The organism is Teichococcus deserti (genome assembly GCF_001982615.1).
Taxonomy (GTDB): domain Bacteria; phylum Pseudomonadota; class Alphaproteobacteria; order Acetobacterales; family Acetobacteraceae; genus Pseudoroseomonas; species Pseudoroseomonas deserti.
Window position 1 is genome coordinate 1 of the sequence record NZ_MLCO01000056.1, and the last position, 10,833, is coordinate 10,833.

At 71.5% G+C, this 10,833-nt stretch carries 5 protein-coding genes; 3 read left to right on the forward strand and 2 right to left on the reverse strand.

The annotated features are described in order from the left end of the window. Nucleotides 1-2,984, reverse strand: a 2,984-nt coding sequence (locus tag BKE38_RS07340; RefSeq protein ID WP_076956701.1) for an Rne/Rng family ribonuclease, incomplete at its 3' end; no start/stop codon positions are given. Between the two features lie 809 nt (nucleotides 2,985-3,793). On the opposite strand from BKE38_RS07340, the gene BKE38_RS07345 reads away from it, so the two are divergent. Beyond that, on the forward strand, nucleotides 3,794-4,990 hold the full coding sequence (locus BKE38_RS07345; protein ID WP_083747358.1) for an N-acetylmuramoyl-L-alanine amidase: 1,197 nt from the start codon (nucleotides 3,794-3,796) through the stop codon (nucleotides 4,988-4,990). A 271-nt stretch (nucleotides 4,991-5,261) separates the two neighbouring features. Here the strand turns inward: BKE38_RS07345 and secA are convergent, their stop codons facing one another. Next, on the reverse strand, nucleotides 5,262-7,997 hold the full coding sequence (gene secA / locus BKE38_RS07350; RefSeq protein ID WP_076956702.1) for a preprotein translocase subunit SecA: 2,736 nt from the start codon (nucleotides 7,995-7,997) through the stop codon (nucleotides 5,262-5,264). A gap of 409 nt (nucleotides 7,998-8,406) precedes the next feature. Here secA and BKE38_RS07355 point away from each other — a divergent pair, with 409 nt between their 5' ends. Beyond that, nucleotides 8,407-9,378: a peptidylprolyl isomerase gene (locus tag BKE38_RS07355; protein WP_076956703.1), complete on the forward strand. Its 972-nt coding sequence runs from the start codon at nucleotides 8,407-8,409 to the stop codon at nucleotides 9,376-9,378. Between the two features lie 116 nt (nucleotides 9,379-9,494). Next, entirely contained in the window at nucleotides 9,495-10,733 is a 1,239-nt protein-coding gene (gene argJ / locus BKE38_RS07360; RefSeq protein WP_076956704.1) for a bifunctional glutamate N-acetyltransferase/amino-acid acetyltransferase ArgJ, read from the forward strand. Nucleotides 10,734-10,833: the final 100 nt, after the last annotated feature.

The following is a 10,833-nucleotide window of genomic DNA, read 5'->3' on the forward strand; positions in this document are numbered from 1 at the left end:
GCCTCGACCGGCGCGGCATCCGCCTTCTTGCGGCTGCGCTTCGGCTTGGCCGGAGCTTCGACGGCCGCGTCGGCGACCGGCTCGGCCGCCGCTTCGGGCGCGGCCTCGACGGGCTCGGCCTTCTTGCGGCTGCGGCTGCGCTTGGCCGGAGCCGGTGCGGCCTCCTCGACCACGGCTTCCGCCGGGACCTCCGCCGGGACCTCCGCCGGGACCTCCACCGGGACTGCCTCGACCACGGCTTCCACCGCCGGGACGATCGGCGCGGCTTCCGCCGGCACCTCGGCGACCGGCGCCGCGGCCGGGGCCACCGTCACCACCGGGGCGACGGGCGTCGCGACCGGCGGCAGCACCTTGGGCGCCGCGGCCTGCTGGGCGGCTTCCTCGGCCGCCGCCATGGCGTCGAAGATGTCGTCCAGCGTGCCGGCGAAGGGATCCGCAGGCGTCGGGCCGGCATAGCGTGGCGCCGGGGCGTCATGGCGCGGCACATGGTGCGGCCGGTCCTGGCGATCGGGGCGATCCTGGCGGTCCTGCGGCAGCGGCTCGCCGTCGCGGCGGCGACCGCCGCGGCGGCCGCGGCGGCGCGAGCGGAACTCGGCCTCGAGCTGCGCCGGCAGGTCCTGCTCGGCATCGCCCTCGGCCTCGCCGCCCGCCTCGCCGACACTGTCGGCGGCCAGCGGCGCGGCCTCGCCGGCGGCGTCCTCGGGCGCCTCGGCCTCGGCCTCGTCGTCGCCCTCGCCCTCGTCGCCCTCGGCACCGGCCTGGGAGCCGTTCAGCGGCGCGCCATCCTCGCGGCGGCCGCCACGGCGGCGGCGGCGGCGGCGGCGGCGGTTGCCGTTGCCTTCCTCGCCATTGGCCTCGGGGCGGGCCTCGTCACGGGCGGCCTCGCCCGCCACCTCGGCGCGCGGCTCGACGGCCACGGGGACAGCGGCGACCGCGACGGGCGCGATCTCCTCGGCCTCGGGGGCGTAGTCCATGCGCAGCGCGGCAGGGGCCGCCGGCGGCTCGACCTGGGTCTGGGCGCGCAGGCGCTCGATGCGGATCGCCGAGCCGTGCAGCTTGGCGTCACCCTCGAAGACCACCGCCATGCCGTGGCGCGCCTCGATGGCCGACAGCCGGTCGCGGCGGCGGTTCAGGATATGCAGCGCGAGATCGGGCGCGATCGCGACCAGGATCTCGGCGGCGCGGCGCTTGGCGCCTTCCTCCTCGATCTGGCGCAGCACCTGCAGCGCGGCGCTCTCCGGGCTGCGCACCAGGCCCATGCCCTGGCAATGCGGGCAGGTGACGAAGGAATGCTCGGTCAGGCTGGGGCGCAGCCGCTGGCGGCTCATCTCCAGCAGGCCGAAATGGCTGATGCGGCCGACCTGGATGCGGGCGCGGTCGAACTTCAGCGCCTCCTTCAGGCGGCGCTCGACCTGGGCGTCGTTGCGCGACGATTCCATGTCGATGAAGTCGATGACGATCAGCCCGGCCAGGTCGCGCAGCCGAACCTGGCGCGCCACCTCGTCGGCGGCCTCCAGATTGGTGCGCAGCGCGGTGTCCTCGATGTGCCGGTCGCGCGTGGAGCGGCCCGAGTTCACGTCGACGGCGACCAGCGCCTCGGTCTGGTTGATGACGATATAGCCGCCCGACTTCAGCTGCACCGTCGGCGACATCATGGCGTCCAGCTGCGCATCCACGCCGTGGCGGGCGAAGAGCGCCACGTTCTGGTCGCGGTAGAGCCGGATCTTGCGCTCGTTCTGCGGCATCAGCATGCGCATGAAGTCGCGCGCCTGGCGGTAGGCGTCCTCGCCCTCCACCTGGATCTCCTCGATGTCGCGGCCGAAGACGTCGCGGATCGAGCGCTTGATGAGGTCGGCTTCCTCGTAGATCAGCGCCGGCGCGGTCGACTGCAGCGTGCGCTCACGGATGTCGTCCCACAGCCGCAGCAGGTATTCGCCGTCGCGGCGGATCTCGGGCTTCGGCTGGCCGGCGCCGGCGGTGCGGACGATGATGCTCATGCCGCGCGGCATGTTCAGGTCGTCGATGACCTCGCGCAGGCGCTTGCGGTCGGCAATCGAGGTGATCTTGCGCGAGATGCCGCCGCCGCGCGGCGAGTTCGGCATCAGCACCGAGAAGCGGCCGGCCAGGCTGATATAGGTGGTCAGCGCGGCGCCCTTGTTGCCGCGCTCCTCCTTGACGACCTGGACCAGCATGATCTGCCGGCGGCGGATCACTTCCTGGATCTTGTAATGGCGCAGGAAGCGCGGGGTGATACGGCGCTCCTCGCGGCCGCCTTCCTCGTCCTCGCCACCCTTGCTGCCGCGGCCGTTGAAGGTCTCGGGCTTCTGGCGCGGGGCGCGGGCCTCGGCCTCCTCCGGCTCGTCGGCCTCGGGCTCGCCCGCAGACTCGGCATCGCCGGTGATCACGCCGTCCTCGACGCCGGCCGCGCCGTCGCCGGCCAGCAGCTCCTCGGCCGGGGCGGCCTGGCGGCCCTCTTCCATCGCCATCGGCTGGGCGCGCGGGGCGGCCGCCTCGGCGCCGTCCTCCGGCTCGCCGGCGGGGGCCTCGGCGGCGGAGGTCTCAGCAGCGGCGGGGGTCTCGGCGGCCGCGGCAGCCTCGGCCTGGTCCGCATCGGCCATCTTCTCGATGGCGGCGACCATGGCGTCGGCCTCGGCCTCGGAGACCTCCTCGCCGTCCTCGTCCTCGTCCTCGGCGGCCTCGGCCGCCTGCAGGGCGTTCAGCCGCTCACGGTCGGCGACGGGCAGCTGGTAGTAGTCGGGATGGATCTCGCCGAAGGCCAGGAAGCCGTGGCGGTTGCCGCCATATTCCACGAAGGCGGCCTGCAGGCTGGGTTCGACGCGAACCACCTTGGCCAGGTAGATATTGCCCTTGAGAGGGCGCTTGTGCTCGGTCTCGATGTCGAATTCTTCGAGCCGGTTGCCGTCCAGCACCACCACGCGAGTCTCTTCGGCGTGGGATGCATCGATCAGCATGCGCTTGGTCATGAACCGGGATGCTCCAGGCCACCGGCGCGGTCGCGCAGCCGGTGGCGGCAATGGGTGGGCAGGCCCGAGGCAGCGGGGTCGCACAGGCGGCAGGGCGGCAGGCTGGCCATGCGGCTCTGGTTCCGACCTCTCGTCTCGGCGGGCCGCGCCCCGGAAAAAGGGGGGACCCTTGTTGAGCGCGCCGCGCGCGAGCCCCGGGGCATGCCCGGGCGCCACACGGCGCCCATCGGGCATGGATCGGGCCAGCGGCCGCGCGGCCAGGCGGCTGGCCATCGGGCCACGCCATCCTTCCGCGCCTTCATGCCAGCACCGGCGGAGCGGGATGCAGCACCTGGCGAAGCCGGGTCCGGCCCATCCTCGACGGGCCACCCTTGCCAGGAACCATGGGCCGCGCCGGATCCGCACCCCTCCCTGCAAAAGACGGCGCCCGCTGCGCGGGAAAGGTCCCGCGGGAAGGCGCCGCCGCGCTGCGGCGAAAGGCAGAATCGGGCCGGGCGGCCGCGCCCGGAACCTCCACCGGACAGCACCAGCCGCCGGGGCAAGGCACCATAGGCGCCGCCCTGCCCTTCCACAAGGCATTGCAACGTTCAGATGTTACATGAAGTAATGCCGTGATCCCCAAGCTGTGGCGTGATAGATGCTGCGCTCAGGAGCATGCGGCCCCCTGGGGCCGGCCCGGAGCCTGCCGATTTTTCCACAGGGTCCAGCGACCGCCGCGCCGATCCCGCCGGCCGGTCCATGCCCCGGCGCCGCTTGCGGGAGGGGGAAACCCGCCGGCAGCGCCCCTGGCCTGGAGGGGGAGAGCCAACATGCCTGACCAGCCCGACGAAGCCGACGGCGCCCTGGCCGGCCGCCGCGGCCTGCTGCGCGCCGGCCTCGGCCTGATGGGGCTGGCCCTGCCCGCCCTGATCCTGCCCGGCGAGGCGTTGGCCGCCGTCACCGGCGCCCGGCTCGAGCGCAACGCCGACGGCACCCGCCTGATCCTGGAAGCCGACAGCGCCACCAGCTGGCGCCTCTCCGCGACGCAGCGGCCGATGCGGCTGATCGTCAGCCTGCCCGGCGTGACCTGGCGCGGCCCGGCCCGCCTGCCCGGCCTGGGCCCGGCCCGCGGCGCCCGCTGGGACGCGCCCAACCGCCGCCTGCTGATCGACCTGTCCGGCCCGGTCTCGGTGCGCAACGCCGCGACGGTGGACGGCCGGCTGGTGGTCGAGCTCGGCCCCGGCACCGCGCCGGGCTTCGCCCGCCTGACCCAGGGCCGCATCGCGCAAGGCCAGATGGGTGGCACCGCCACCGCCCGCACACCGGCCCGCAGCCTGCCGGTGATCGTCATCGACCCCGGCCATGGCGGCAAGGACCCCGGCACTATCGGCGTCGGCGGCACCCATGAGAAGCGCATCACCCTGGCCGCCGCGCTGGAGCTGAAGAAGCAGCTGGAAGCCGCCGGCCGCTGCCGCGTGGTGCTGACCCGGTCGCGCGACGTCTTCATCCCGCTGGACGGCCGGGTCGACATCGCCCGCCGCCGCGAGGCCACGCTGTTCATGTCGCTGCATGCCGACAGCGCGCCCGGCGCCCGCGGCGCCAGCGTCTACACCTTGGCCGACCGCGCCTCCGACGCGCTCTCGGCCCGGCTGGCGCAGAGCCAGAACCGCGCCGACGCCGCCGGGGGCCTGCGCATCCCCGACGTCTCTCCCGAGGTGCAGCGCATCCTCTACTCCCTGGTCCGCCAGGAGACCAAGGTCGGCTCGGCCCGGATGGCGCGCTTCGTGGTGTCCAACCTGGGCCAGAGCGTCACCCTGCTGCCCAACACCCACCGCCAGGCTTCCTTCGCGGTGCTGAAAGCCCCCGACGTCCCCAGCGTGCTGGTGGAAATGGGCTTCCTCAGCGACCGCCGCGACGAGGCCGCCCTGAACCGCGCCCCCTACCGCGCCCAGGTGGCCCGGGCCCTGACAGGCGCCGTCCATGGGTGGCTGGAACAGCATCATGCCGGGGTGGCGAATAGCGGTTGAAGAGAAGACAGAGGTAGGCCAGGGGAATGAATTCCCCTGGACCCCTTCTTTTTCCTGGAACTGCTGCCGCCTCCACGTGGAGACGGTACGTGAAACGGCCCGGCCACAGCGCGACCTGTCAGCGAGCGATGGCTTTATAATAAAAAAGCGCCCCGCCGTTTCGCCCTGGTGGACGGTCGGCTGAGGCGCTGGTCTTGAGACGGCCAACAGAACAGAAAGAAGATGGGGGTCTGGGGGAATTCATTCCCCCAGCCTTAAACCGCCCTTCTCTTTACCCATTCCGCCCATGGCAATGCTTGTATTTCTTCCCCGACCCGCAGGGGCACGCGCCGTTGCGGGCGCTGCGGTACCAGGTGGCGGGGTCTTGCGGGTCGACGCCGTCGCCTTCGCGCGGGATGGCGGGGGCGAAGCCGGCATCGGGGGGCGCGTGGTCCCAGCCGGCCGCGGCGCCGCCGAAGCCGTCGGGCTCCGGGTGGCGCATGTCGGTCACCATCACCGGCTCGGGCGAGGGGGGCGGCGCGTTCGGGCTCAGCTCCACGCGCAGCAGCAGGGAGGTCACGCGCTCCCGCAGGTCCTGCAGCATGGTGTTGAACAGGTTGAAGGCTTCCGACTTGTACTCGTTCAGCGGGTCGCGCTGGCCATAGGCGCGCAGGCCGATGCCCTGGCGCAGGTGGTCGAGCGCCAGCAGGTGCTCCTTCCACACCGCGTCGAAGACCTGCAGCAGCAGCGACTTCTCGACCATGCGCATCAGCTCGGGGCCGATATTGGCGGCGCGGGCGGCGGCGGCCTGGTCGACGGCGGCTTCCAGGCGCTCGCGCACCTGCACCTCGTCGATGCCCTCTTCCTTGCCCCAGGCTTCGATCGGCAGGTCCAGGCCGAGCTCGGTCAGCACCTTGTTCTGCAGGCCGACGAGATCCCAGTTCTCGGCATAGGCATTCTCGGGGATGGCGCGGGCGACCATGTCGGCCACCGTCTCGCGGCGCATCTCCTCGACGGTCTCGGAGACGTCGGCGGCCTGCATGAAGGTCTTGCGCTGGGCATAGACCTCCTTGCGCTGGTCGTTCATGACGTCGTCGTATTTGAGCAGGTTCTTGCGGGTGTCGAAGTTGCGCGCCTCGACCTTCTTCTGGGCCTTCTCCAGCGCGCGGTTGATCCACGGATGGATGATCGCCTCGCCTTCCTTCAGCCCCAGTTTTTGGAGCATCCCGCCCATCCGGTCCGACCCGAAGATCCGCATGAGATCGTCTTCGAGGGACAGGAAGAAGCGGCTGGCGCCCGGGTCGCCCTGACGGCCGGAGCGGCCGCGCAGCTGGTTGTCGATGCGGCGCGATTCATGCCGCTCGGTGCCGATGACGAAGAGGCCGCCGGCGGTCTTCACCACCGCCTCGTCGGCCTTCACCTGGGCGCGGACATCGGCCAGGTGGGCCTCGTAGTCGGGGCCTTCATGCGGCTCGGGGAAGCCCTGCTCGGCCAGCATCTCGGCATTGCCGCCGAGCTTGATGTCGGTGCCGCGGCCGGCCATGTTCGTGGCGATCGTGACCGCGCCCGGGCGGCCGGCCTGGGCGATGATGCCGGCCTCCTGCTCGTGGTAGCGGGCGTTCAGCACCTGGTGCGGCACGCCCTGCGCCTTCAAGAGCTCCGAGATCAGCTCCGACTTCTCGATGCTGGTGGTGCCGACCAGCACCGGCTGGTGGCGCGCCTGCGCCTCCTTCACCAGGGTGGCGACGGCGCCGTATTTCTCGGCGGCCGAGCGATAGACCTCGTCGTCGCTGTCGAGGCGCGAGACCGGCACGTTGGTCGGGATCTCGACCACTTCCAGCTTGTAGATCTCGGCGAATTCGTCGGCCTCGGTCGAGGCGGTGCCGGTCATGCCGGACAGCTTCGGGTAGAGGCGGAAGTAGTTCTGGAAGGTGATCGAGGCCAGCGTCTGGTTCTCGGGCTGGACCTCGACGCCTTCCTTGGCCTCCAGCGCCTGGTGCAGGCCTTCCGAGTAGCGGCGGCCTTCCATCATGCGGCCGGTGAACTCGTCGATGATGACGAGCTTGCCCTCGCGGTTGACGATGTAGTCGACGTCGCGGGCGAAGAGGACATGGGCGCGCAGGCTCTGGTTCACATGGTGGACCAGGGTGACGTTGTGGAAGTCGTAGAGCCCGCCTTCCTCCAGCAGCTTGGCCTCGGCGAGCATCTGCTCGACCTTCTCCGAGCCGGCCTCGGTCAGCGCCGCGGTGCGCAGCTTCTCGTCCTTCTCGAAGGTCTCCTTGTCCTTCACCATCTCGCGGACGACGGCGTCGACCGCGCGGTAGAGGTCGGAGGAATCCTCGGCGGGACCCGAGATGATCAGCGGCGTGCGCGCCTCGTCGACCAGGATGCTGTCGACCTCGTCGACGATGGCGTAGTTGAAGTCGCGCTGGACCATCTCGTCCAGCCGGTACTTCATGTTGTCGCGCAGGTAGTCGAAGCCGAACTCGTTGTTGGTGCCGTAGGTGATGTCGCAGGCATAGGCATCACGGCGCTCGAGGTCGGTCAGGCCATGGACGATGACGCCGCAGGTGAGGCCCAGGAAGTTGTACAGCCGGCTCATCTGCTGGCTGTCGCGGGTGGCCAGGTAGTCGTTCACCGTGACGACATGGACGCCCTTGCCGGACAGCGCGTTGAGGTAGACCGGCAGCGTCGCGACCAGGGTCTTGCCCTCGCCGGTCTTCATCTCGGAGATGCGCCCCGAGTGCAGCACCATGCCGCCGATCAGCTGCACGTCGAAATGCCGCATGCCGAGGGTGCGCTTCGAGGCCTCGCGCACCGTCGCGAAGGCTTCCGGCAGGATGGCGTCGAGGCTTTCGCCGGCCTCCAGCCGGGCCCGCAGCTTGGGCGTCTGGGCCTGGAGGTCGCTGTCCGACAGCGCCGCGACCTGCGGCTCCAGGGCCGCGATGGCGGGCAGCCGGGCGCTGAACTGCTTCAGCACGCGGTCGTTCGAGGTGCCGAAGATGGCGCGGGCGAGGCGGGCGAACATGCTGTGTCGAAACTCTCCGAAGGCCTCTTGCACCCTCCCCGCATTCCCGACCGGGACGGTGCGGGGGTGTGCCGGAATGCCCTGGCCGGCAGGCCATCCGGCGCCGCGGCAGGGCCTCCGGACCCGCCGGGGGCGGGCAACAGGCTGCTTTGGTCGGAACAGATAGGCGTCGCCCGGCCATGGGTCAACGAATGCCAGGATGACACGCTGGAAAGGCATGGCTTGCGCTGGGCGAAAGGCCGAGCTGCGGCCCTGAAGCTTTCGCGACGAAACCCTCACGGGACCGGTTCGTCGCTGCGGCCGTCCGGTGAAGCTGTTACGGGGCGCGCGATTGTGGAACCGCGCCGCTTCGGCCATTTTGGCGCGCTTCCGCCCTTGAAGCGTCCAGCCGCGAAGGCACATGCCCCGAATGCGCTTTTTCCTCCCCTCCCTTTCCGTCCTGCTGCTGGCCTCGGCCGCCGCCATGGCTCAAGCCCCGGGGGCGCAACCCCCGGCGCCGGCGAGCCCGGCCCAGCCACCCGCCGCGGCCCCTGGCGCCGCCACGCCTGCCGTCCCGGCCGGCAACCCGGTGGTGGCCAAGGTCGACGGTCAGGAGCTGCGGCTGTCCGACGTGCAGGCGGCGCTGGCCGAACTGCCGGCCGAGCTGCGCGCGGCACCCATGCCGATGCTCTTCCCGCTGGTGCTGGACCAGCTGATCGCCCAGCGCGCCCTGGTCAGCGCCGCCCGCGCCCAGGGGCTGGACAAGGACGAGGCGGTGCGCGCCGCCATCCGCCGCGCCGAGGACGAGCAGTTGCAGCAGGCCCTGCTGCGCCGCGAGATTGCGCCCGCCCTGACGGAAGCCGCGCTGCGCGCCCGCTACGATCGCGAGATCGCCGGCAAGCCCGGCCAGGAGGAGGTGCATGCACGCCATATCCTGACCTCGAGCGAGGCCGATGCCCGCGCGGCGCTGGCCGAGGCGCGCAAGCCCGGCGCCGATTTCGCGGCCCTGGCCCGCCGGCTCTCGACCGGCCCCGGCACCGAGCAGGGCGGCGACCTGGGCTTCTTCAAGAAGGGCGACATGGTCCCCGAATTCGCCGAGGCCGCCTTCGCGCTGAAGGCCGGCGAGATCTCGGCCGAGCCGGTGAAGACCGCCTTCGGCTGGCATGTGATCAAGGTGGAGGAGCGCCGCACCGCCCCCGCCCCCACCTTCCAGGAGAGCCTGGAGAGCCTGCGCCAAGCCGCCTTCGAGGAGGCGGTGAACGCCGCCGTCGAGCGGATCCAGGCCGCCGCCAAGATCGAGCGCTTCAACATGGACGGCACGCCGCGCGCCGCCACCCCGGCGGCGCCGTCGCTGCTGGAAGGCGCCACCCCGCCGGCGGCGACGCCCCCCGCCCGGCGCTGAACCGGAGCACCGGCTGAAAACGGACGGCCGCGGGTTTTCGCCCGCGGCCGTTCTGCTTTAGAAGGCCTGGGCGGCGCCCTGCCGCCCTTCAGCGACCGACACAAGGACCGCCTCGCATGGCCGGCAAGGATCTCCCCGTCTCTCCCCTCGCGGTGCCGATGCCCGCGATGCCGCCGATCGCCGGCGTCAGGCTGGGCGTCGCGGCGGCGGGGATCCGATACAAGGGCCGCAACGACCTGACCTTCATGGAATTCGCGCCCGGCACCACGGTCGCCGGCGTCTTCACCCGCAACAAGTGCCCGGGCGCCCCGGTCGACTGGTGCCGGACGGCGCTGAAGAGCGGCAAGGCGCGCGGGCTGGTGGTCAATGCCGGCAACGCCAATGTCTTCACCGGCAAGCCCGGCCGCGAGGCCGTCCAGGCGACCGCCGACGCCGCCGCGGCGCTGCTCGGCTGCAAGCCGAAGGAAGTCTTCCTGGCCTCAACCGGCGTGATCGGCGAGACGCTGCCGCATGCCAAGCTGACCGCCGCCCTGCCGGCGCTGCATGGCCAGCTCTCGGAAGACGGCTGGGACGGCGCCGCCCGCGGCATCATGACCACCGACACCTTCCCCAAGGGCTGCGTGCGGAAGGCCCTGATCGGCGAGACGGAGGTCACCATCGCCGGCATCGCCAAGGGCTCGGGCATGGTGGCGCCGGACATGGCGACCATGCTGTGCTTCATCGCCACCGACGCCAAGATCCCGGCCGCCGCGCTGCAGGCGATGCTGAAGAAGGGCACCGACGCCAGCTTCAACCGCACCACGGTCGACAGCGACACCTCGACCAGCGACACGGTGCTGGTCTTCGCCACCGGCCAGGTGAAGCATCCGCGCGTGCCCGCCGAGGGCGGCGCCATCCTCAAGGATTTCGCCCGCGCCCTGAACGAGCTGCTGCTGGATCTGGCGCTGCAGGTGGTGCGCGACGGCGAGGGCGCGCAGAAGCTGGTGCGGATCGACGTGACCGGGGCGACCACCGCCCGCTCGGCGCAGAAGATCGCCATGGCCATCGCCAATTCGCCGCTGGTGAAGACCGCCATCGCCGGCGAGGACGCCAATTGGGGCCGCATCGTCATGGCCGTCGGCAAGGCGGGCGAGCCGGCCGACCGCGACCTGCTGTCGGTCGGCGTCGGCGGCACCTGGATGGCCAGGGAGGGCGGCGTCGTCCCCGGCTATGACGAGGCCCCGGTGGTCGCCCATATGAAGGGCCGCGAGATCGAGATCGCCGTCGATATCGGCCTGGGCAAGGGCAAGGCCACCGCCTGGACCTGCGACCTGACGCATGGCTACATCGACATCAACGGCTCCTACCGCTCGTAAGCCGTTGATCTGAAATTAGAAAAAGGCCGCGCCGCCAGGCGCGGCCTTTTTCATTTTGAGGCACGGCGCAGGCTGCGCCCCTAACCCCTCACCCCCGATC

Coding starts and splice junctions, on each gene's coding strand:
- BKE38_RS07345 (WP_083747358.1), top strand. CDS start 3,794: ATGCCTGACCAGCCCGACGAAGCCGACGGCGCCCTGGCCGGCCGCCGC.
- secA (WP_076956702.1), bottom strand. CDS start 7,997: ATGTTCGCCCGCCTCGCCCGCGCCATCTTCGGCACCTCGAACGACCGC.
- BKE38_RS07355 (WP_076956703.1), top strand. CDS start 8,407: ATGCGCTTTTTCCTCCCCTCCCTTTCCGTCCTGCTGCTGGCCTCGGCC.
- argJ (WP_076956704.1), top strand. CDS start 9,495: ATGGCCGGCAAGGATCTCCCCGTCTCTCCCCTCGCGGTGCCGATGCCC.